Origin of the sequence: Aerococcus urinaeequi (assembly GCF_001543205.1) — a bacterium.
Taxonomy (GTDB): Bacteria; Bacillota; Bacilli; order Lactobacillales; family Aerococcaceae; genus Aerococcus; species Aerococcus urinaeequi.
The window spans coordinates 1,298,437-1,320,120 of record NZ_CP014162.1; the positions used below are offsets into that span (position 1 = coordinate 1,298,437).

Genomic DNA, 21,684 nt, shown 5'->3' on the forward strand with positions numbered 1-21,684 from the left:
TTCGGTCCAAGTGGAGATATATGATTTTTGAACAGTCATTTGTTACAATAAACACCGAAAGCATAAATTCGCTATAATATAGAAGTAATCCTTATTTTAAAAAGCTGGTCCGGATTAGCTGACGACCATCTAAAGGAGAGAATGCTATTTTCCGAGAACTCAATAGCGAATAACAAATAAGAATGATTATACAGTTATTATATAGAAGAAAAATGAGAGGAAGGCAAGATTTAATGACGCAGCCATTCGGCAAGCAAAGTTTAATAGAAGTATTGACCGCATATAAGGCAGATCCCAATCCGTTAACAACGCTGGCTATGTTGACCACGATGGCGACCGCCCACTTATACGCTATCCAACTAGAGGGGGCATCACCCGACAAAAGTATCTGGTTAACTTACGACAAAGAAAAGGGACAACGAGAGCTTGTGACTTTCACGGACAAAGATCAAGCTAGCCAATACGCATCTAAAGCAGATAATGTTTCGATTCAGCAAATGACTTTTAAACAGATTGCCTTGATGGTTTTAGCCAAAGACAACCCTATTGATAGCTTTATCGTTAATCCTTGGACCACCAAAGCAAAATTTAATCAAAGTATCATCGAAAAGGTATGGCAGTACGCGATAAAACATGTATAATATACCTATTGAAAGATGACACAGTAGGGCGCGTTGCTAAGAAATGGCAACCGCCTTGTAAAATATTTCAAAATGATACACTAGGTAGCGTTGGCAATAATCGTCAAATAATGGCCTTTAATAAAGAAATAGCGATAAATAAGGATTTTTTTTAAAAAAAGACGAGAAAAAGCTTGCACTGCCTAGTTTAATTTTGTATACTAATTGGGTGCCGTTTTATACGGAGCAACAGTATTTACGTGCAAACGTTGATACACCAATAAGCAGTGATGTATGAGGTTGCGACACACCCGGTAGCATTGCCATAAGGGTGGCCGGTAATTCATACGGAGCAAGTCAAATTTAAAATATGACGAGGAGGAAAAAGTCATGGCAAAACAAAAAATTCGTATTCGTTTAAAAGCTTACGAACACCGTGCATTAGATCAATCAGCAGCTAAAATTGTTGATACTGCACAACGTACAGGAGCAGAAGTATCAGGTCCAATTCCATTGCCTACTGAACGCTCATTATTCACAGTAATCCGTGCAACACATAAATACAAGGATTCACGTGAACAATTCGAAATGCGTACGCACAAACGTTTAATCGATATCGTTAACCCAACACCAAAAACTGTTGATGCGTTAATGAAATTAGATTTACCATCAGGCGTAGACATCGAAATTAAATTATAATTCCAGAATCATCGCAATAAATTAGTTAACCCAATATTAAAAAATAAAAATTATACGGAGGTGTACTCATGACTAAAGGAATCTTAGGTAAAAAAGTAGGTATGACTCAATTCTTTACAGAGACTGGTGAATTAGTACCAGTAACAGTTATCGAAGCACAACCAAACGTTGTTTTACAAGCTAAAACAAACGAAACAGATGGCTACGAAGCTATCCAAGTTGGTTTTGATGACAAACGTGAAGTGTTGGCAAACAAACCTCACAAAGGTCATGTAGCAAAAGCAGAAACTACTCCTAAGCGCTTCATTAAAGAATTCAAAGATGTTGAGCTAGGAGAATATGAAGTAGGATCAGAAATCAAAGTTGATATCTTCCAAGCGGGAGACATCGTTGATGTTACGGGTACTTCAAAAGGTAAAGGATTCCAAGGTGCTATTAAGCGTCATGGTCATGCTCGTGGTCCTATGTCACATGGTTCTCATTTCCATCGTGCGCCAGGTTCAATGGGGCAAGCATCAGATGCTTCTAAAGTATTCAAAGGGAAAAAATTACCAGGACAAACTGGTGGTACACAAATTACCATCCAAAACTTAGAAATCGTTAAAGTAGATACTGAACGCAATGTCATCCTAATCAAGGGTAACGTTCCAGGCGCTAAAAAATCTATGGTAACAATCAAAGCTGCAGTTAAATCTGCTGAATAAATCCAGGAAGGAGGAATAGTTTCATGGCAAACATTACATTATTTAAACAAGACGGTTCACAAGCTGGCGAAATCACGTTAAACGATGAAGTCTTCGCAATTGAACCAAATGAAAATGCAATCTACGATGTAGTTATTATGCAACAAGCTTCATTACGTCAAGGTACTCACAAAGTTAAAGGACGTTCAGAAGTTAGCGGTGGTGGACGTAAACCATGGCGTCAAAAAGGTACAGGTCGTGCTCGTCAAGGTTCAATCCGCTCTCCACAATGGGTAGGCGGTGGCCGTGCATTCGGACCAACACCTCGTTCATATGCTTACAAATTACCTCGTAAAGTTCGTCGTTTAGCTTTACGCTCTGCATTATCTAATAAGGTAGCAGAAAACAACTTCATCGTTGTTGATGAATTAGCATTCGAAACACCAAAAACTAAATTATTCCAAGAAGTGTTGAATAACTTACAAGTTGAAAATAAAGTTTTAGTTGTAATCAATAAAGACAACGACAACGCACAATTATCAGCTCGTAACTTACCAAACGTAAAAGTAGTTGATGAAAACAACGTTAACGTGTACGACTTAGTTAACTCTGAAAAAGTCATCATTACAAAAGCAGCACTTTCTAACGTAGAGGAGGTACTAGCATAATGTTGGCACACGACGTAATCATTCGCCCAATCATCACTGAAGAATCAATGTTGAAAATGGACGAAAACAAATACACTTTTGAAGTTGCTGTTAAAGCAAACAAAACAGAAGTTAAACAAGCAATCGAAGAATTGTTCAACGTAGACGTGAAAAACGTAAACATCATGAACGTTCGCGGTAAATTAAAACGTATGGGACGTTTTGCTGGTTATACACGTAAACGCCGTAAAGCAATCGTAACCATCGCTGAAGGTCAATCAATCGAAATCTTCGGAAACGAAGCAGAATAATTAAGATAGGAGGAAATTCACGTGGCGATAAAAACATATAAAGCAACGACTAACGGTCGTCGTAACATGTCAGGTTCAGATTTCTCAGAAATCACTAAAACAACTCCTGAAAAAACATTGTTAGAATCACAAAGCAAACGTGCTGGTCGTAACAACAACGGTCGCATTACAGTTCGTCATCACGGTGGTGGACATAAACAAGCTTACCGTATCATTGACTTCAAACGTAATAAAGACAACGTTGAAGGTTTAGTGAAAGCTATTGAGTACGATCCAAACCGTTCAGCTAATATTGCGTTAATCCACTATACAGATGGTATTAAAACTTACATCATCGCACCTAAAGGTTTACAAGTTGGTGCTCGTATTTCTTCTGGTGAAGCAGCAGATATCAAAGTTGGTAATGCATTACCATTGAAAAACATCCCTGTTGGTACTTTAGTACATAACATTGAAACTAAACCTGGTAAAGGTGGACAATTAGTTCGCTCTGCTGGTGCTAGCGCTCAAGTGTTAGGTAAAGAAGACAAATACGTATTGGTTAAACTAGCTTCTGGTGAAGTTCGTATGATCTTAGGTACTTGTCGTGCAACAGTTGGTGTTGTAGGTAACGAACAACACAGCTTAATTAACGTAGGTAAAGCAGGACGCTCTCGTTGGGCAGGTAAACGACCAACAGTTCGTGGTTCTGTAATGAACCCTAACGATCACCCTCACGGTGGTGGTGAAGGTAAAGCTCCAGTCGGACGTCCAAGTCCAATGACACCATGGGGTAAACCTGCACGTGGTATTAAGACTCGTGATAAGAACGCACGTAGCAATAAATTAATTGTACGTCGTCGTAACTCTAAGTAATCACATTAAATAGGATAGCGAAGGGAGCCAAATACATATGAGCCGTAGCTTGAAAAAAGGACCTTTTTGTGATGACCATTTAATGAAAAAAGTGGTTGCACAACAAGACGCACAAAAGAAACAAGTAATTAAAACATGGTCACGTCGTTCAACAATTTTCCCTAACTTTGTTGGGTTAACAATTGCTGTATACGATGGCCGCAAACATGTACCAGTTTATATCCAAGAAGATATGGTAGGTCACAAATTAGGTGAATTCGTACCAACTCGTACATACAAAGGACATGGCGCTGACGACAAGACAACTCGTCGTTAATCTGAGAGGAGGAAATAAAGAATGGCAGAACAAATTACATCTGCAAAAGCAACTGCAAACACAGTTCGCGTTTCTGCTCGTAAAGCACGTTTAGTTGTTGATTTAATCCGCAACAAAACTGTCGGTGAAGCTATTGCAATCTTAAAAAACACTCCTCGTTCAGCATCTCCTGCTGTAGAGAAAGTGTTAATGTCTGCAATTGCAAACGCAGAACACAACTTTGGCTTAGAGCCAGCTAACTTAGTAGTAAGCGAAGCATTCGTAAATGAAGGACCAACGATGAAACGTTTCCGTCCACGTGCGAAAGGTTCAGCTTCTAGAATCAACAAACGTACAAGCCACATTACAGTGGTAGTAAAAACAGCAGAGGAGGCATAATTAATGGGACAAAAGATTAATCCTATCGGTATGCGTATCGGCGTCATCAAAGATTGGGACGCTCGTTGGTATGCAGAAAAAGACTTTGCAGATACTTTACACGAAGACTTACATATCCGCGAATACATCGCTGAAACATTAAAAGATGCTTCTGTATCTCAAGTTGAAATTGAACGTGCTGCAAACAAAGTTAACGTAAACATCCACACTGCTAAACCGGGTATGGTTATTGGTAAAGGTGGTTCTGAAGTTGACGCATTACGTAAAACTTTAAACAACCGTACAGGTAAAAAAGTACACATCAACATTGTAGAAATTAAAAAACCTGAATTAGACGCTAAATTAGTTGGTGAATCAATCGCTCAACAATTAGAAAACCGTGTAGCTTTCCGTCGTGCGCAAAAACAAGCAATCCAACGCACAATGAAATCAGGAGCTAAAGGTATCAAAGTTCAAATCTCAGGTCGTTTGAATGGTGCCGACATGGCGCGTTCAGAAACTCAAGTAGAAGGAACAGTTCCATTGCATACATTGCGTGCGGACATCGACTACTCATGGGAAGAAGCCGACACTACTTACGGTAAGATCGGTATCAAAACATGGGTATGCCGTGGTGAAATCCTTCCAACAAAAAATATTCAAGGGGAGGCTTAAAACATGTTAGTACCTAAACGTGTAAAACACAGACGTGAATTCCGTGGTAAAATGCGTGGCGAAGCTAAAGGCGGAAAAGAAATTGCATACGGTGAATTCGGTTTGCAAGCATTAGATTCAGCATGGATCACTAACCGTCAAATTGAAGCATCTCGTATTGCCATGACACGTTACATGAAACGTGGTGGGAAAGTATGGATTAAAATCTTCCCACATAAATCTTATACAGCTAAAGCAATTGGTGTTCGTATGGGTTCTGGTAAAGGTGCTCCAGAAGGTTGGGTATCTCCAGTTAAACGCGGTAAAATCTTATTTGAAGTTGCCGGCGTTCCAAAAGAAGTAGCTAAAGAAGCATTGCGTTTAGCATCTCACAAATTACCTATTCGTACTAAAATCGTAAAACGTGAAATTGGTGGTGAATCTAATGACTAAATTTACAGATATTAAAGATCTTTCCACTGCTGAACTTACTGCTAAAGAACAAGAATATCGTCAAGAATTATTCAACTTACGATTCCAATTGGCAACTGGTCAATTAGAAAACATAGCTCGTATTAAAGCTGTTCGTAAAGATATCGCACGTGTTAAAACTGCGTTACGTAATCAAGAAGCGTAAGAAAATTCAGTAAAGGAGGAAACCTGTCCATGGAAGAACGTAATAACCGTAAAGTGTTACAAGGCCGTGTTGTTTCTGACAAAATGGAAAAAACAATCACAGTCCAAGTTGATACTTTCAAATTCCATCCAACATATGGTAAACGTATCAAATATTCTAAGAAATACAAAGCACATGATGAAAACAATTCAGCAAAAATGGGTGACATCGTCCGCATCGCGGAAACTCGTCCATTGTCAAAAGACAAATACTTCCGTCTTGTTGAAATCGTTGAAGAATCAATCATTATCTAATAACAACTGGAAGGAGGTACTCTATAAATGATTCAATCAGAAACTCGTTTAAAAGTAGCAGATAACTCAGGCGCGCGTGAAGTCCTAACAATTAAAGTATTAGGCGGATCTGGCCGTAAAACTGCAAACATTGGTGATGTTATCGTGGCAACTGTTAAAAATGCAACACCAGGTGGAGTTGTCAAAAAAGGTGATGTAGTTAAAGCAGTTATCGTTCGTACTAAGAGCGGCGTTCGTCGTCCAGATGGTTCATACATCAAATTCGACGAAAATGCATGTGTAATTATTCGTGACGATAAATCTCCTCGTGGAACACGTATCTTTGGTCCAGTTGCACGTGAATTACGTGACAACAACTATATGCGTATTATTTCATTAGCTCCAGAAGTAATCTAAAATCTGAAGAAAATAAGGAGGTGCCCGTTTAAATGAAAGTAAAAGCAAATGACACAGTTATCGTTATTGCCGGTAAAGACAAAGGCAAACAAGGTCGTGTAAAACAAGCTTTGCCAAAAGCTGACAAAGTTGTTGTTGAAGGTGTTAACATCGTTAAAAAACATCAACGTCCAACTCAAATGAACCCTCAAGGCGGTATCATTGAAGTTGAAGCACCTATTCATGTATCTAACGTACAAATAGTAGACCCTAAAACAGGCGAAGCAACACGTGTAGGTTACCAAGAACAAGATGGTAAACGTGTTCGCGTAGCAAAAAAATCAGGCGAAGTAATCGCTGAAGCAGTATCAGGAGAGGAGGACGCTGAATAATGGCTAATCGTTTACAAGAAAAATATAAAAATGAAGTAGTTCCGTCAATGATTGAAAAATTTAACTATAGCTCAATCATGCAAGCACCTAAATTAGATAAAATCGTTATCAACATGGGTGTTGGTGATGCAGTATCTAACGCGAAAAACTTAGAAAACGCTGTTGAAGAATTAACATTAATCGCTGGTCAAAAACCAGTTATTACAACTGCTAAGAAATCAATCGCTGGTTTCCGTTTACGTGAAGGTATGCCAATCGGTACCAAAGTTACTTTACGTGGCGAACGTATGTATGAATTCTTCGACAAATTAGTATCAGTATCACTACCTCGTGTACGTGACTTCCGTGGTATCAGCAACCGCTCATTCGATGGTCGTGGTAACTACACATTAGGTATCCGTGAACAATTGATCTTCCCAGAAATCGACTTTGATAAAGTATCTAAAGTACGTGGTATGGACATCGTAATTGTTACAACTGCTGATTCAGACGAAGAATCATTAGAATTATTAACTCAACTAGGAATGCCATTCCAAAAAAAATAAAGTCTTGAAGGAGGCGTGAGTAATTTGGCAAAAAAATCAATGATCGAAAAGAACAAGAAACCAGCTAAATATTCTACTCAAGAATATACTCGTTGTGAACGTTGTGGACGCCCACATTCAGTTTACCGTAAATTTAAATTATGCCGTATTTGCCTTCGTGAACTTGCCTATAAAGGGGAAATTCCTGGAGTCAAAAAAGCAAGCTGGTAAATTTCTGGTAATTAAGTAAAGGAGGGTGTACTCGTAATGGTCATGACTGATCCAATTGCGGACTTTTTAACTCGTATTCGTAACGCCAACATGGTGCGCCACGAATCATTCGAAAGTCCATCATCAAAAATCAAAGAAAATATTGCTGCTATCCTTAAAGAAGAAGGATATATCAAAGATTACGAAATCATCGAAGATGATAAACAAAACGTTATCCGTGTATTCATGAAATATACTAGCGATAACCAACGAGTAATCACAAACTTAAAACGTATCTCTAAACCAGGTTTACGTGTATACGCGAAAAGTGATCAAATTCCTAAAGTTTTAAACGGTTTAGGTACTGCATTAGTTTCAACATCGGAAGGTGTTATCACTGATAAAGCAGCTCGTGCTAAAAACATCGGTGGCGAAGTTTTAGCTTACGTTTGGTAATAAATAACAAAAATAAAAAAACAAAATTGAAAGGCAGGTGCAGTCTAGAATGAGTCGTATTGGTAACAAAATTATCGAGATTCCTAGTAACGTAACCGTAGAAAAAGCTGGTTCAACTATCACTGTTAAAGGCCCTAAAGGCGAATTATCACGTGAGTTCAACCCTGTAATTGATATTCAAATCGGAGAGAAAGAAATCACTTTCACTCGTCCGAATGACCATAAAGAAGTACGTTCTATCCACGGAACTACTCGTGCATTAGTAAACAACATGGTTGTTGGTGTTTCTGAAGGATTCGAAAAGAAACTTGAAATGACTGGTGTTGGTTACCGTGCACAATTAGCAGGTAACAAATTAACTGTCAATGTTGGTTTATCTCACCCTGTTGAATTCGTAGCACCAGAAGGCATCGAAATCGAAGTGCCAACTAACACTACAATCAACATCAAAGGTATCAACAAAGAAGTTGTTGGTGAATTAGCAGCGAATATCCGTTCAACTCGTTTACCAGAACCATACAAAGGTAAAGGTATTCACTATGTTGGCGAATACATTCGTCGTAAAGAAGGTAAAACTGGTAAATAATTGTAATTCTTTACAATTATTTCCTTTTACTTGTATCCAAATTATCTATAAAATAAGGGTGACGAGGTCATCCTTACAAATCTAACAAAGAGGTGACTATTTTGATCAGCAAACCAGATAAAAATAAATTACGTCAAAAACGCCACGCGCGTGTTCGTCGCAACATTTCTGGAACAGCAGAGTGCCCACGCTTGAACGTATTCCGTTCTAACAAACACATCTACGCTCAATTAATTGATGACGTAGCGGGTGTTACTGTAGCGAGTGCCTCTACAAACGAAGAAACATTATCTGCCGCAACTAAAACCGAAAGTGCAGCATTAGTTGGTAAAGCTATCGCTGAACGCGGTGTAGCAGCAGGCGTTAAAGTTGTAAAATTTGACCGTGGTGGCTACCAATATCACGGACGTGTACAAGCTTTAGCAGATGCAGCTCGTGAAAACGGCTTAGAATTTTAGGAAAAGGAGGAAGCCAAGAACATGACAAACACATTTCAAGAATTAAACATTAACGAAAACGACCTTGAAGAACGCGTTGTTTCCATTAATCGTGTTGCTAAAACCGTTAAAGGTGGACGTCGTATGAACTTCGGTGCCGTTGTTGTTGTCGGTGATAGAAATGGCCATGTTGGTCTAGGTACTGGTAAAGCTGCCGAAGTACCAGAAGCAATCCGTAAAGCGGTTGAAGATGGTAAGAAAAACTTAATTACTATACCTCGTGCAGGATCAACTGTTCCTCATGAAGTTATCGGTAAATTTAACGGTGGTAACGTATTACTTAAACCAGCTCAAGCCGGTTCAGGTATCGCTGCTGGTGGTCCAGTTCGTGCCGTAGTCGAATTAGGTGGTATCGCAGATATTACTTCAAAATCACTAGGTTCTAATTCACCAATCAACATCGTACGTGCTACTCTAGAAGCAATTAAATCATTAAAATCTCCAGAAGATGTAGCTGCATTACGCGGTAAATCTGTGGAAGAATTATTAGGTTAAGGAGGAAATTCGAATGACTGAAGTAAAAATTACTTTAAAACGCAGTTTAATTGGACGTCCTCAAGACCAAATTAAAACAGCTCAAGCACTAGGTTTAACAAAAGTTGGTAAAACAGTTGTTAAAACTCGTAACGAAGCAATCAACGGTATGATTACTAAAATTGCTCACTTAGTAGTTGTTGAAGAAGCATAATCTAGAATAGGAGGTGCCTAACAGGATGAAATTACATGAATTACAACCTTCAGAAGGATCTCGTCACACACGTCACCGTGTAGGTCGTGGTGCAAGTTCTGGTTGGGGTAAACTATCAAAACGTGGACAAAAAGGTCAAAAAGCTCGTTCAGGTGGTGGTGTACGTTTAGGTTTCGAAGGTGGACAAACACCATTGTTCCGTCGTATTCCAAAACGTGGTTTTACAAACATCAACCGTAAAGAATATGCGATCATCAATCTTGATGACTTAAACGTATTTGAAGACGGTGCTGTTGTAACCGCTGCTGACTTAATCGAAGCAGGCTTAGTTAAAAAAGAAAAATCTGGTATCAAAGTTTTAGGTAATGGTGAATTAGAACGCAAACTAACCGTTAAAGCAGCTAAATTCTCAGCATCAGCTAAAGAAGCTATTGAGACCGCTGGGGGTTCTATTGAGGTGATCTAATGTTTCAAATACTGAAAAATGGATTTCAGGATAAGGATATTAGAAGCCGCTTGGCATTCACAGCAATCATGTTGATTGTATTCCGTATCGGGGCTAGCATAACTGTCCCGGGCGTGAATGCTGCAGGAATTCAAGGGTTAGCTGAATCTGGTTTATTCAGCCTACTAAACACTCTTGGTGGGGGAGCACTTTCGAGCTACTCCATCTTTTCATTGGGTGTTTCACCGTATATAACCGCATCAATTATTATTCAACTATTGCAGATGGAGATTATACCTTCATTTACAGAGTGGTCTAAACAGGGTGAAGTTGGTCGTCGTAAGTTAAATCGATGGACTAGATACTTTGCAGTAGCAATTGGCTTTTTCCAAGCTTTAGCTATTTCAATAGGATTTAATTCATTGTCATCACTAGGATTAATTGATAATCCAGGTTTTGTAACTTACTTATTGATTGCTTTATTCATGACTGCCGGATCTATGTTTGTTGTCTGGATTGGTGAGCAAATCACTGAATATGGAATTGGTAATGGTACTTCAATCATTATCTTCGCTGGTATTCTAGCGCAAATCCCTTCAGAGTTAACGTCTTACTATCAAAATAACATTGTAGATGCTACTAGCAGTGAATTAAATCAACAAATGATTTATGCAGGAGTATTTGTTCTTGTATTTATCCTATTAATTATGTTCGTCATTTTCATGAGTCAAGCGGAACGTCAAATTCCCGTACGTTATTCCAAACGTGCGAATTCGGCATCGCAAAAGTCTCATTTACCATTAAAGATTAACTCAGCAGGTGTTATTCCCGTTATCTTCGCGTCATCATTAATCATGGTGCCACAAACGGTACTCGGATTATTTGCCGCTGATTATAGTGATGTTTCTTGGTATCAAGTATTGTCAACAATCTTTAATTTGGAGCAACCAGCGGGTATTGCTATTTACGCAATTGTCATTATTTTGTTCACATTCTTCTATGCACATATTCAGATTAACCCTGAACGTGCTGCAGAAAACTTGCAAAAAGCTGGTGGTTATATTCCAAGTATCCGTCCAGGTTTAGCAACTAAAGAATATTTACAGAAAATGTTAAATCGTTTAAGTGCAGTTGGCTCACTATTCTTGATGGGTGTAGCAGTTCTACCTTTACTAGGGGCATACTTCTTTGATATGCCACAATCAATTGCTTTAGGTGGTACAAGCTTACTAATCGTTGTCGGTGTTGCTTTAGACACTGCAAAACAAATTGAAGGACGTACAATTAAACGTCAATACGTTGGCTTTATTCATGATAAATAAGACTAATGCGTAACGTGCTTGGGGAGGACAATTATGAATATTATTTTAATGGGCTTGCCTGGTGCCGGTAAAGGTACTCAAGCAGCTAAAATCGTTGAAGATTACAAATATCCACATATTTCTACTGGAGATATGTTTAGATCAGCAATCGCTGAAGGAACTGAATTAGGAAAAAAAGCCAAATCATTCATGGATGAAGGTGCATTAGTTCCTGATGAAGTAACGAATGGTATTGTTGAAGAAAGACTTCAAAAAGAAGATACACAAGCTGGCTTTATGCTAGACGGTTTTCCAAGAACTGAAGCGCAAGCTAAAGAACTTGGCGGTATCATGACTCGCTTAGATCGCGACATTGATGCAGTTATCTACTTAGACGTGCCAGCTGAAACGTTGAAAGAACGTTTATCAGGACGAATCATTTGTCGTAACTGTGGCGCAACATACCACAAAGTTTTGAACAAACCAAAAGTAGACGGCGTATGCGATGTTTGCGGAAGCCATGATTTCTACCAACGTGAAGACGATAAACCTGAAGTTGTTGAAAACAGATTAAATGTTAATCAAGAACAACAACAACCAATCTTAGACTTCTATGAAGGTCAAGGTAAGCTTTATCGCATTCCTGGTGATATCGGTATTGACAATGTTTACGCTGAGATCCAAAAGATTTTAGATAAATAATTTTTGTTGCTTTAAGTCGCTAATTATGGTAAGATATTCGGGTTGACTGAACATTTCGTATTTCTATCCTATAATCAATTAGTGATTAAACGAAACAACCACCATTAGGAGGAAAAACTTTGTCAAAAGAAGATATGATCGAAATTGAAGGTACTGTTACTGAAACATTACCTAATGCTATGTTTAAGGTCCAGTTGGAAAATGGTTATGAAGTTTTAGCGCATATTTCAGGAAAAATGCGTGTAAACTACATTCGCATTTTGCCAGGTGACCGTGTAAAAGTTGAGATGTCTCCATATGACTTGACGAAAGGTCGTATCACCTACCGATTCAAGTAATGTAGAGATATATAATCGAGGAGGTATAACTGTGAAAGTAAGAGCATCTGTTAAACCAATGTGCGAACATTGTAAAGTTATTCGCCGTAACGGTAAAGTTATGGTTATTTGTTCTAATCCAAAACATAAACAACGCCAAGGCTAATTAAAGATAAATAAAAAGGAGGGTTTTCGTATATGGCTCGTATAGCAGGAGTAGATATTCCACGTGAGAAACGTATCGTTATTGCCTTAACATACATCTATGGTATCGGTAAAACGACTTCTCAAAAAATCTTAGCGCAAGCTGAAATTTCAGAAGATACTCGTGTACGTGACTTAACTAACGATGAGTTAGATCGTTTACGTGCAGCAGTAGATACAATCAAAGTTGAAGGTGACTTACGTCGTGAACGTGCTTTAGACATCAAACGTCTACAAGAGATCGGTTCATACCGTGGTATCCGTCACCGTCGTGGTTTACCAGTTCGTGGTCAAAACACTAAGAACAACGCACGTACGCGTAAAGGTAAAGCTGTCGCAATTCAAGGTAAGAAAAAATAATCTAAAAGGAGGTTAATTACACTATGGCTAAACGTCCAGTTTCACGCAAACGTCGTGTGAAGAAAAATGTCGAAACAGGTGTGGCGCACATCCACTCTACATTTAACAATACTATCGTTATGATTACTGATGAGCATGGTAATGCAATTTCTTGGTCATCTGCAGGTGCTTTAGGATTTAAAGGTTCTCGTAAATCTACTCCTTATGCTGCACAAATGGCTTCAGAAACAGCTACAAAAGCTGCTATGGATCACGGTATGAAATCTGTTGAAGTTTCAGTAAAAGGTCCTGGTTCAGGTCGTGAATCAGCTATCCGTGCTTTACAAGCAGCAGGTTTAGAAGTTACTGCTATTCGCGATGTAACACCTATTCCTCATAATGGTTGCCGTCCTCCAAAACGTCGTCGTGTTTAATCGATTGATGAACTTGGATATGCGATGATACATTTTCTCACGTTTTGAAAGGGGTAATTTGTCGATATGATCGAAATTGAAAAGCCAAATATTGAGACAATTGAAATTAACGACGATAGTAAATTTGGTAAATTCGTTGTAGAACCATTAGAACGCGGCTATGGAACAACCCTAGGTAATTCATTACGTCGTATCTTGTTGTCCTCACTACCAGGTACAGCAGTTACATCAATCCAAATTGACGATGTTTTGCATGAATACTCAACAGTCCCAGGTGTACGTGAAGACGTTACTGAGATTGTGTTGAACGTAAAACAATTATCATTGAAATTGTATGACGTAGAAGAAAAACAAGTAGAAATTGACATCACAGGTCCAGCTGACGTCACAGCTGCTGATATTATTGCCGATGCTGATTTCGATGTTATGAATCCAGACTTACATATCTGTACGCTTGCAGAAGGCGCTCGTTTCCACATGATTATGAATGTTAAAAACGGTCGTGGTTTTGTACGCTCAGAAAATAATAAAGTGGATTCAATGCCAATTGGCGAAATTCCAGTGGATTCTATCTACACACCAATTTCCAAAGTAAACTATCAAGTTGAAAATACTCGTATCGGAGAAATCAACGAATACGATAAATTGACTATGGATATTTGGACTGATGGTACAATTTCACCCGAAGAAGCATTAAGCTTAGCGGCAAAAATCATGACAGAACACTTGGAAGTATTCGTTAACTTAACAGACGAAGCTCGTCAAGTTGAAGTTATGGTCGAAAAAGAAGAAACACAAAAAGAAAAAATGCTTGAAATGACTATTGAAGAACTAGACCTATCAGTTCGTTCATACAACTGTCTAAAACGTGCAGGCATCAATACTGTTGAAGAATTGACTAACAAGTCTGAACCAGAAATGATGAAAGTACGTAACTTAGGTCGTAAGTCTCTTGAAGAGGTTAAAAACAAGCTAGCTGCTCTTGACTTATCTTTACGTCAAGAAGATTAATAAATCATAAAGGAGGATACTGACAATGGGTTACCGTAAATTAGGTCGTACTAGCTCTCAACGTAAAGCTATGTTACGTGACTTAACTACTGATTTAATTATCAATGAACGTATTACTACAACAGAAACTCGTGCGAAAGAGATCCGTCGTACAGCTGAAAAAATGATTACTTTAGGTAAACGTGGAGATTTAGCTGCTCGTCGTCAAGCGAACCAATTCGTTCGTAACGAAATCGCCGATGTTCGCGCTGAAGGTGAAGACATCGTTATCGAGTCTGCTTTACAAAAATTATTCAACGATCTTGGTCCTCGTTACGCTGAACGTCAAGGTGGATACACTCGTATCTTAAAAACTGAACCTCGTCGTGGCGATGCTGCACCAATGGTTATTCTTGAATTAGTTTAATAAAAACTTTTAGTGATGTATAAAACGGAGTGTCATGATGGTGGTTATACCCTGTATAACCGAGTCTAGCTCTATCTACTCCTAGCGTGATGAAGTTCGCTAGGAGTGGAATATATCCATAAGTCTTGTGAATAAATCAAGGCCAATTCATTTAGGTGAAAAATTGGTTCGGCATATGTGTTGTTTAACCAGCAGGTGTTTGGTAGCATATATGCTTTTTTATTTTCTAAAGTGGTTGGGGCTAGGGCTCAACCACTTTTTTGCTCTTTAGTGCGTCGTTTGTTGGCAGGGCTTTGGGAAATCTCAAAAATTGATGTTCTCATTTTCCTATACTATCGATATAATAAATGTATTATAATTGCGTAAATTGTCTCGAGCATTGACAATTGCGTGCTTGGCAATTTAGAGAGGCGAGGGTAATGAAGAAAAACTACTTTACACAGTTTGATACAATTCGATTCTTAGCGATGTTGGGTATTATTTTATACCACTATCTAACCCACCGTGTTTCTGGTGGTTTTTTAGGGGTAGATCTTTTTCTCGTACTTTCGGGATATTTAGTGACTAGTCAAATGGAGAGTAAATATGAAGCAGATATCCAGGAATCTTATTTTAAGAAAACCTGGGGTCGCATACGTAAAATTTGGTGGCCTATGGTCATTATTACAATGGTGGGGCTGACTTATTTACTACTATTTAGGCAACAGTTATTGGTCAATATCGGCATTAATCTAACCACATCCTTGTTATTTGTCAATAATTGGCAGCAAATACTATCTGGATCGTCCTATTTCGCCAATATGTTACACCCGTCTTTGACCACTCATTATTGGTATATAGCCGTTTACATGCAGTTTATGGTCATTTGGCCACTATTCTTCAAGGTTAGTCGACGTTTCACCAAGACCAAATGGCAATCCGGTTTGGTCATGCTCGCTGCCGCACTTTTGTCAGGCATCTTGATGGCGATCGTCTTCACACCCGGTGAAGATCCTTCAAGAGTTTACTATGGTACAGATACTAGATTCTTCTCTATTGCTCTTGGTGGGGCTGCTGCTCAATTGTTGGATATGGACCAACTGGCTACTTGGTTGAAGGACCGAGTTGGGCGCTTTCACCACTTTATTGTTGATGTGGTGTTGTTAGGCCTATTGGCTATACTCACTTATGGGATGCTCCACATGCTTGATGCAGCGACGTTCACTTACTATGGTGGAATGTTTGGCTTTGATTTATTAGCTGCTGTAATGATTGCCTTGTTGACTTATAAAGGCTCTTGGGTTGGTTTCCTACTGAAATTCAAACCCTTGCGGTGGTTAGGTGAACGTACATTCCATATGTATTTATGGTATTACCCAATCAATGTGCTATTTCATATGGTACCAACCAGCCAGAATTGGTTTACCAATAGTATTTGGCCACAAGTCATTTTGATTATTATCCTGTCTTGTTTATCTTATGCCTTACTAGAGGAAAAAAGATGGCCGGTGCCGGTTTTCAATGAAGTGCGTAACAACCAACCCGTCCATCTTTTTACTAAGGTTCGCAACTTGTTTAAAGAGCCGGCACCCTGGTTGACCCGCATTTTATTCATTGCATTTGCCCTCGTTTTCCTAGGAGGCGTGAGTGCGGTGGCGGTGTCTAAACCGGCTGACAATGTGACGGTAGAGGAGCAGCAAGCTGCTCAACAAGCCAAGAAGATTGAAGAACTGAATAAACAAAGGGCTGAGCAAGAAAAACAAGCTGACGCTAGTCTTTCAACTTATAAAAAGAACTTAAGTGAGGCATCATTAGGATTTTACCAAGGTATTCCTGATGAGCAAGCTCGGTTTGCGTATCAGCTATCTGTGACTTTCATCGGTGATTCCTTAATGGTGGGCGAATCAGAAGGTTTGTATACTTTGTATCCTAATGCAATTGTGGACGCTGCGGTTGGCCGCCAGTTATATACCTTAATTGGCTATCCAGCTAGCTTGGACGCGCAGGGTATGCTACAAGATGTCGTTTTGGTTGACCTAGGTGCGAATGGTGGCTTTACATCAGCACAACTAAGTGATTTCTTAGATGAGATTGGTCGAGAGAAAACGATTTTTCTAGTGAATACGCATGTTGATCGCCCTTGGGCAGATGATGTAAATAAAACTTTGGCTCAGGCAGCTAGTGACGAACGTGATTCAGTCTACTTACTGGACTGGCATGATTACTATACCAACCATGCTGAAGCGCCTACTTGGCTGAGTCAGGATGGGGTACACTTTAATTCTGATGGTGGGCAAGTTTGGTTACAATTTCTGACAAATGGCATGTATCAAGTCTTGAAAAAATAATACTGAATTGAAAGGCAATCGCATGATTTAAATGCGATTGCTTTTTTGCTAGGAGTATTAGGGGTATAATGACCCATATTAGAGCATAACCAAGAAGATGGAGGAAATGCGCATATGGCTGAGGATAAATTGTTATATTCAACACGAGTGCATAATGATCAAGGACTTAAAGGAACTGCTTGGGTTGAAGGGGAAAATGAGCTGCGGGTTCAAACATCAAGTCCATTGAAAGCAGATGAGCCGGGGACTAACCCTGAGCAATTGATTGCCTTATCATGGGCAACTTGCTTGAATGCGACGATTGAAATTGCTTTAGACCGACACGGGATCAAGGATGTAACCAGCGAGGTAGCTATCCAGGTAGACTATAAATTAAATCAGGAAACTTCTATTACATATTTCGTGTTTAAGGTGGATATATATATAGACTTAGCTCGAAATGAAGCGGATGCAATTGTTTATGAAGCAGAAAGCCGGTGTCCGGTATCGCAAATTATTGGCGATTATCAGCATGTTGAAATAGTTGTTCATGCTAAGGATGAGTGATTTATTAGTAGATATGTAAATGGGGTGCAAGAGGTGTCTTGACATCTAATGATTGCTTTTAATGGTGGATTTTAGTAGACTAAACTAAGTAAAAAACAAATGAAATGTCTTCAGGGCAGGGTGCGAGTCCCGATCGGCGGTAAAGTCCGCGAATTACCAGCTAGTGTGTGGGTGATTGAACTAGTGAGATTCTAGTACCGACTGTTACAGTCAGGATGGAAGAAGCGTATAGCAGGAGAGACAAGCTGGCGGTGTAGGGCTAGCCTGACTTGTTCTTCTTTAACAAACTCTTCCAAGTAACGTTGGAGGAGTTTTTTTAAAATATATAAAGTGAGCGAGGGAACAAGATGGGGAAACCGATTATTCAAGTTCAAGATTTGTCTTTTCAATATAGTCAATCAGACGAGAGATTAGCTATAGATGGGTTATCTACGACAATTTACGAAGGTGAGTGGCTAGCAATTATCGGCCATAATGGGTCAGGAAAATCAACATTTTCAAAACTATTAGTAGGCCTATTAGAAGCTAAATCAGGCATAATTGAAGTGGATGGAAAAGTCCTATCTATGGAAACCTTATGGGATATTCGTAGCCAAGTTGGACTCGTCTTTCAAAATCCAGACAACCAATTTGTGGGCGCTACTGTAGAAGATGATGTGGCTTTTGCCTTGGAAAATATGGGCATGCCGGTTGATGAGATGCATGAGAGGGTGGAGTCTGCCCTAAAACGGGTTAAAATGTGGGACTACCGCGACAAGGAACCAGCAGCCTTATCTGGTGGTCAAAAGCAACGGGTTGCGATTGCGGGCGTGATTGCTATGGCACCAAAAATCATTATTTTAGATGAATCGACTTCAATGTTAGATCCTGAAGGTCGGGACGAATTGATGGCAATTGTGGCGGATATCAAACAAGATAAGGCCCTAACTGTGATTTCGATTACCCATGATTTAAATGAGGCGGCGGAAGCAGACCGTATGCTTGTTTTTAAAGAGGGACAAATTATTAAAGAAGGACGGCCAGCTGATATCTTTACTTATGGTCATGAGTTGACTGAAGTTGGGTTGGACGTGCCTTTTTCCGAGCAACTAAAAAGTGCCCTAGCAAAACGTGGGGTTGCTGTGCCGGATGCGTATTTTGATGAAGAAGGGTTGGGTGAATGGTTATGCAAATCGTATTTGAACAAGTAGGCTTTACCTATGGCGCGGGCACACCATTCGCTAGTGAAGCTCTCCATGATATTAACGTGACGATTCCTGACGGGTCATATACGGCGATTATCGGCCATACTGGGTCAGGGAAGTCGACCATTACCCAACACCTTAACGCCTTGGTGCAACCCACTGTGGGCCAAGTTCGGATTGGTGAGGCGGTGGTGTCAGCTGACTCTAAACCAAAAGACTTGAAGAAGATCCGCCAACGAGTAGGGATGGTCTTCCAATTTCCTGAAGGGCAACTATTTGAAGAAACTGTCCTTAAAGATGTGATGTTTGGGCCCATGAATTTTGGTGACGATGAAGCAACGGCCCGCGAGAAAGCTGAAGCGGCTTTAGCTGCAGTTGGGATTGCCTCGACTTTATTTGAGCGGTCACCCTTTGAGTTATCTGGTGGGCAAATGCGTCGGGTGGCGATTGCCGGGGTAATTGCCATGAATCCTGAAGTATTGGTTTTAGATGAACCAACAGCTGGATTAGATCCTAAAGGACGCATTGCGATGATGAATATGTTTGACCGTTTATACCATGACCAAGGCCTAACAATCGTTTTAGTGACCCATCAAATGGAAGATGTGGCCGCTTATGCTAATCATGTGATTGTGATGGATGCGGGGACTTGTGTGAAAGAAGGGGCACCGGCTGAAGTATTTGCAGACCCTGATTGGTTAGCCAGCCACCAATTGGCTTTGCCGGATGCAGCTGACTTTGCTTTCGACTTACAAAATAAATTACAACGTTCACTTTGGGACAATGAGATAGAAGTCCCCTTAACTGTCGATGCTTTGGCTGATTTGATTGTAGACCAATTAGATTTACCAACAAGCGTCAATTCGGCTGCCAACACTAAGGAAGGAGACCAATAATAAATGAAAGATAAATTGATTATTGGCCGGTATATTCCCGGTAATTCCTTAATGCACAAGTTAGATCCTCGTGTAAAACTAGTTGGTTTAATTGTCATGATGTTATTAGTCTTTGCAGCAACCAATTTAACAACGAACTTAATCATGATTGCAGTGGTTACGAGTTTGGTCTTTTTAACAGGTATTTCGCTAAGGGTATTTTTACGTGGTTTAAAACCCATGATTGCTATTATCATTTTTACGGTAGCCCTACAAATCCTCTTTACGCATACTGGGGACGTCCTGTGGTCTTTCGGTCCACTAGCCTTAACAACTGGTGGTTTATCCAATGCGGCCTATATTTTTGTCCGCTTCCTATTGATTATTTTCCTATCGACGATTTTGACTTTGACTACTCAACCCTTGGCTATTACCGATGCCATGGAAGCCTTGCTGAAGCCTGTTCGTAACATTTTGCCAGTCCATGAGATTGCCTTAATGTTATCGATTGCCTTGCGATTTGTCCCGACCCTACTAGAAGAGGCAGATAAGATCATGAATGCACAGCGGGCACGTGGTGTAGACTTTTCAGAAGGGAATATCCTTGAGCGGGTAAAAGCCTTTATTCCAGTTCTAATTCCCTTGTTTATTTCTGCCTTTAACCGAGCTTACGACCTAGCCACTGCCATGGAAGCGCGTGGTTACAAGGGTGGTGAAGGCCGGACCAAGTACCGTCAATTGCATTGGGGCAAACTAGATACCCTTGCTAGTATCTGTCTTGCGGTTTTGACCGTTGTCATGATTATCTTATAGCCACTAGTAGAAGGAGGGCGCATTTTGCCTAGATTTAAAGTAACCTTGCAATACGACGGAACACCCTTTGTCGGCTTCCAAGTGCAACCAAATGGCCACACGGTACAAGAAGCCCTTGAAAAAGCCTTAAAGCTCATGTCAAAAGGACAGACGATTCCTGTTGTTGGGTCAGGCCGGACCGATTCAGGTGTTCATGCCCTTGGCCAAGTCATTCATTTTGACTATCCAGCGGAAATTGGTGAGGAAGCGGTCTTAAGGGCAATGAATTCAATCCTTGATGATGCTATTCGAATCACTAAGGTTGAACGGGTGGAAGATGATTTCCATGCCCGTTTTCATACTAACGGTAAGAAGTATATTTACAAGGTAGATACGTCCAAGTTTCCGTCACCATTTACTAGACAGTATATGTACCACCATCCCTACCGAACGGATATTAAGCGTATGCAGGAGGCCTTAAAGGACATTATCGGCGTTCATGATTTTAAGTCCTTCTGTTCGACTAAAACAGATAAAACCAACTTTGTCCGAGAAATTTACCGGGCCGAAGTGACGGCTGACCCGGATGCAGAAACCTTGACCTTTGTCTTTGAAGGGTCAGGGTTCTTGTACAATATGGTCCGGATTTTGGTGGGCACAACGCTTCAAATTGGGGACGGGTTAAGACCAGTTGACGAGATGAAACGGTTGATCGCAGCCGAAGACCGGAATGAAGCAGGACCCACAGCAGCCGCACATGGCTTATATTTAGCGGAGGTTTATTACCTAGGGCTAGAAGGTCGCCGGCAGGCTTCCAAGGCTTATAGCGACTATAAAGCTGGTTTAGGGACTCCTGTGGATGCAAGTGTGGACTTAGATGCAAATTCAGATGAAGACTTTTAGAGACGGTCGACAAATTTGATGATGATATTAATAAGAATAAGTTCTTGAATCTTTGGTCACAAATTTTATATAGCTTAAAAGGCAAAAACTCGATACAA

The 21,684-nt window shown here is 40.0% G+C and carries 36 protein-coding genes and 1 riboswitch; all 36 genes read left to right on the plus strand.

All coding sequences use genetic code 11. The annotated features are described in order from the left end of the window. Positions 1-233 precede the first annotated feature (233 nt). The 36 genes from AWM74_RS05815 (at position 234) to truA (ending at position 21,586) form a co-directional block, all read left to right on the plus strand. Positions 234-641, plus strand: a complete 408-nt coding sequence (locus AWM74_RS05815) for an SseB family protein (RefSeq protein ID WP_236702823.1) — start codon at positions 234-236, stop codon at positions 639-641. A 369-nt stretch (positions 642-1,010) separates the two neighbouring features. After that, positions 1,011-1,319: a 30S ribosomal protein S10 gene (gene rpsJ / locus AWM74_RS05820; RefSeq protein ID WP_016896561.1), complete on the plus strand. Its 309-nt coding sequence runs from the start codon at positions 1,011-1,013 to the stop codon at positions 1,317-1,319. A gap of 68 nt (positions 1,320-1,387) precedes the next feature. Beyond that, the gene (gene rplC / locus AWM74_RS05825; RefSeq protein ID WP_026465799.1) at positions 1,388-2,023 is read left to right on the plus strand and encodes a 50S ribosomal protein L3; all 636 of its coding nucleotides are present in this window, start codon (positions 1,388-1,390) and stop codon (positions 2,021-2,023) included. Positions 2,024-2,046: 23 nt separating this feature from the next. Then, positions 2,047-2,670 (plus strand): 50S ribosomal protein L4, encoded by a 624-nt coding sequence (gene rplD, locus AWM74_RS05830; protein ID WP_026465798.1) that lies wholly within the window; start codon positions 2,047-2,049, stop codon positions 2,668-2,670. Continuing rightward, on the plus strand, positions 2,670-2,960 hold the full coding sequence (gene rplW / locus AWM74_RS05835) for a 50S ribosomal protein L23 (RefSeq protein WP_004262545.1): 291 nt from the start codon (positions 2,670-2,672) through the stop codon (positions 2,958-2,960). Before rplD ends, rplW begins: the two co-directional genes overlap by 1 nt. Positions 2,961-2,981: 21 nt before the next feature. Next, complete coding sequence (gene rplB / locus AWM74_RS05840; RefSeq protein WP_026465797.1) at positions 2,982-3,815, plus strand: 50S ribosomal protein L2; 834 nt, start codon at positions 2,982-2,984, stop codon at positions 3,813-3,815. A 37-nt stretch (positions 3,816-3,852) separates the two neighbouring features. Then, entirely contained in the window at positions 3,853-4,131 is a 279-nt protein-coding gene (gene rpsS / locus AWM74_RS05845; RefSeq protein WP_004262557.1) for a 30S ribosomal protein S19, read from the plus strand. Positions 4,132-4,152: 21 nt separating this feature from the next. Beyond that, positions 4,153-4,509 (plus strand): 50S ribosomal protein L22, encoded by a 357-nt coding sequence (rplV, locus tag AWM74_RS05850; RefSeq protein WP_004262560.1) that lies wholly within the window; start codon positions 4,153-4,155, stop codon positions 4,507-4,509. A 3-nt stretch (positions 4,510-4,512) separates the two neighbouring features. Beyond that, positions 4,513-5,163 carry a 30S ribosomal protein S3 gene (rpsC, locus tag AWM74_RS05855; protein WP_004262563.1) on the plus strand — a complete coding sequence of 217 codons (651 nt, stop codon included), beginning with the start codon at positions 4,513-4,515 and terminating at the stop codon, positions 5,161-5,163. Positions 5,164-5,166: 3 nt separating this feature from the next. After that, positions 5,167-5,595, plus strand: coding sequence for a 50S ribosomal protein L16 (rplP, locus tag AWM74_RS05860; protein ID WP_026465796.1), 429 nt, complete (start codon positions 5,167-5,169; stop codon positions 5,593-5,595). Continuing rightward, entirely contained in the window at positions 5,588-5,779 is a 192-nt protein-coding gene (gene rpmC / locus AWM74_RS05865; RefSeq protein WP_026465795.1) for a 50S ribosomal protein L29, read from the plus strand. The genes rplP and rpmC overlap by 8 nt, the downstream gene beginning before the upstream one ends. A 29-nt stretch (positions 5,780-5,808) precedes the next feature. Further along, positions 5,809-6,072, plus strand: coding sequence for a 30S ribosomal protein S17 (rpsQ, locus tag AWM74_RS05870; RefSeq protein WP_004262572.1), 264 nt, complete (start codon positions 5,809-5,811; stop codon positions 6,070-6,072). Between the two features lie 27 nt (positions 6,073-6,099). Next, the gene (rplN, locus tag AWM74_RS05875; RefSeq protein ID WP_004262575.1) at positions 6,100-6,468 is read left to right on the plus strand and encodes a 50S ribosomal protein L14; all 369 of its coding nucleotides are present in this window, start codon (positions 6,100-6,102) and stop codon (positions 6,466-6,468) included. Positions 6,469-6,500: 32 nt separating this feature from the next. Then, on the plus strand, positions 6,501-6,839 hold the full coding sequence (rplX, locus tag AWM74_RS05880) for a 50S ribosomal protein L24 (protein WP_026465794.1): 339 nt from the start codon (positions 6,501-6,503) through the stop codon (positions 6,837-6,839). After that, the gene (rplE, locus tag AWM74_RS05885; protein ID WP_026465793.1) at positions 6,839-7,384 is read left to right on the plus strand and encodes a 50S ribosomal protein L5; all 546 of its coding nucleotides are present in this window, start codon (positions 6,839-6,841) and stop codon (positions 7,382-7,384) included. Before rplX ends, rplE begins: the two co-directional genes overlap by 1 nt. 24 nt (positions 7,385-7,408) lie before the next feature. Then, positions 7,409-7,594: a type Z 30S ribosomal protein S14 gene (locus AWM74_RS05890; RefSeq protein ID WP_004262592.1), complete on the plus strand. Its 186-nt coding sequence runs from the start codon at positions 7,409-7,411 to the stop codon at positions 7,592-7,594. A 36-nt stretch (positions 7,595-7,630) separates the two neighbouring features. Beyond that, positions 7,631-8,029 carry a 30S ribosomal protein S8 gene (gene rpsH, locus AWM74_RS05895; protein ID WP_026465792.1) on the plus strand — a complete coding sequence of 133 codons (399 nt, stop codon included), beginning with the start codon at positions 7,631-7,633 and terminating at the stop codon, positions 8,027-8,029. Between the two features lie 49 nt (positions 8,030-8,078). Further along, positions 8,079-8,615 carry a 50S ribosomal protein L6 gene (gene rplF / locus AWM74_RS05900; protein ID WP_016896567.1) on the plus strand — a complete coding sequence of 179 codons (537 nt, stop codon included), beginning with the start codon at positions 8,079-8,081 and terminating at the stop codon, positions 8,613-8,615. 92 nt (positions 8,616-8,707) lie between these two features. Further along, positions 8,708-9,073 carry a 50S ribosomal protein L18 gene (gene rplR / locus AWM74_RS05905; RefSeq protein WP_016896568.1) on the plus strand — a complete coding sequence of 122 codons (366 nt, stop codon included), beginning with the start codon at positions 8,708-8,710 and terminating at the stop codon, positions 9,071-9,073. Positions 9,074-9,094: 21 nt separating this feature from the next. After that, positions 9,095-9,607: a 30S ribosomal protein S5 gene (gene rpsE / locus AWM74_RS05910; protein WP_051218206.1), complete on the plus strand. Its 513-nt coding sequence runs from the start codon at positions 9,095-9,097 to the stop codon at positions 9,605-9,607. A gap of 13 nt (positions 9,608-9,620) precedes the next feature. Beyond that, entirely contained in the window at positions 9,621-9,800 is a 180-nt protein-coding gene (rpmD, locus tag AWM74_RS05915) for a 50S ribosomal protein L30 (RefSeq protein WP_004262600.1), read from the plus strand. Positions 9,801-9,825: 25 nt separating this feature from the next. Beyond that, positions 9,826-10,266 carry a 50S ribosomal protein L15 gene (gene rplO, locus AWM74_RS05920; protein ID WP_016896570.1) on the plus strand — a complete coding sequence of 147 codons (441 nt, stop codon included), beginning with the start codon at positions 9,826-9,828 and terminating at the stop codon, positions 10,264-10,266. Beyond that, on the plus strand, positions 10,266-11,567 hold the full coding sequence (gene secY / locus AWM74_RS05925) for a preprotein translocase subunit SecY (RefSeq protein ID WP_026465789.1): 1,302 nt from the start codon (positions 10,266-10,268) through the stop codon (positions 11,565-11,567). The genes rplO and secY overlap by 1 nt, the downstream gene beginning before the upstream one ends. A 33-nt stretch (positions 11,568-11,600) precedes the next feature. Beyond that, positions 11,601-12,248, plus strand: coding sequence for an adenylate kinase (locus AWM74_RS05930; RefSeq protein WP_026465788.1), 648 nt, complete (start codon positions 11,601-11,603; stop codon positions 12,246-12,248). Between the two features lie 119 nt (positions 12,249-12,367). Beyond that, the gene (gene infA, locus AWM74_RS05935; RefSeq protein ID WP_004262604.1) at positions 12,368-12,586 is read left to right on the plus strand and encodes a translation initiation factor IF-1; all 219 of its coding nucleotides are present in this window, start codon (positions 12,368-12,370) and stop codon (positions 12,584-12,586) included. 31 nt (positions 12,587-12,617) lie between these two features. Then, on the plus strand, positions 12,618-12,731 hold the full coding sequence (gene rpmJ, locus AWM74_RS09355; protein WP_004262605.1) for a 50S ribosomal protein L36: 114 nt from the start codon (positions 12,618-12,620) through the stop codon (positions 12,729-12,731). Positions 12,732-12,763: 32 nt separating this feature from the next. Then, complete coding sequence (gene rpsM, locus AWM74_RS05940; RefSeq protein WP_004262607.1) at positions 12,764-13,129, plus strand: 30S ribosomal protein S13; 366 nt, start codon at positions 12,764-12,766, stop codon at positions 13,127-13,129. Between the two features lie 23 nt (positions 13,130-13,152). Further along, positions 13,153-13,542 (plus strand): 30S ribosomal protein S11, encoded by a 390-nt coding sequence (gene rpsK, locus AWM74_RS05945; RefSeq protein ID WP_004262610.1) that lies wholly within the window; start codon positions 13,153-13,155, stop codon positions 13,540-13,542. Between the two features lie 66 nt (positions 13,543-13,608). Further along, positions 13,609-14,553 (plus strand): DNA-directed RNA polymerase subunit alpha, encoded by a 945-nt coding sequence (locus AWM74_RS05950; RefSeq protein ID WP_004262612.1) that lies wholly within the window; start codon positions 13,609-13,611, stop codon positions 14,551-14,553. A gap of 25 nt (positions 14,554-14,578) precedes the next feature. Then, positions 14,579-14,959, plus strand: coding sequence for a 50S ribosomal protein L17 (gene rplQ / locus AWM74_RS05955; protein WP_004262615.1), 381 nt, complete (start codon positions 14,579-14,581; stop codon positions 14,957-14,959). Positions 14,960-15,378: 419 nt separating this feature from the next. After that, positions 15,379-17,286, plus strand: a complete 1,908-nt coding sequence (locus AWM74_RS05960; RefSeq protein WP_026465787.1) for an acyltransferase family protein — start codon at positions 15,379-15,381, stop codon at positions 17,284-17,286. 114 nt (positions 17,287-17,400) lie between these two features. Continuing rightward, the gene (locus tag AWM74_RS05965) at positions 17,401-17,832 is read left to right on the plus strand and encodes an OsmC family protein (protein WP_026465786.1); all 432 of its coding nucleotides are present in this window, start codon (positions 17,401-17,403) and stop codon (positions 17,830-17,832) included. 102 nt (positions 17,833-17,934) lie between these two features. Continuing rightward, a riboswitch (FMN riboswitch) is annotated at positions 17,935-18,062 on the plus strand. A gap of 117 nt (positions 18,063-18,179) precedes the next feature. Further along, on the plus strand, positions 18,180-19,022 hold the full coding sequence (locus tag AWM74_RS05970) for an energy-coupling factor ABC transporter ATP-binding protein (RefSeq protein WP_026465785.1): 843 nt from the start codon (positions 18,180-18,182) through the stop codon (positions 19,020-19,022). Continuing rightward, a complete protein-coding gene (locus AWM74_RS05975) occupies positions 18,998-19,912 on the plus strand; it encodes an energy-coupling factor ABC transporter ATP-binding protein (RefSeq protein WP_026465784.1) in 915 nt (304 codons plus the stop codon). Before AWM74_RS05970 ends, AWM74_RS05975 begins: the two co-directional genes overlap by 25 nt. Positions 19,913-19,915: 3 nt before the next feature. Beyond that, a complete protein-coding gene (locus tag AWM74_RS05980) occupies positions 19,916-20,704 on the plus strand; it encodes an energy-coupling factor transporter transmembrane component T family protein (RefSeq protein ID WP_026465783.1) in 789 nt (262 codons plus the stop codon). A gap of 24 nt (positions 20,705-20,728) precedes the next feature. Further along, the gene (gene truA / locus AWM74_RS05985) at positions 20,729-21,586 is read left to right on the plus strand and encodes a tRNA pseudouridine(38-40) synthase TruA (RefSeq protein WP_026465782.1); all 858 of its coding nucleotides are present in this window, start codon (positions 20,729-20,731) and stop codon (positions 21,584-21,586) included. Positions 21,587-21,684 lie beyond the last annotated feature (98 nt).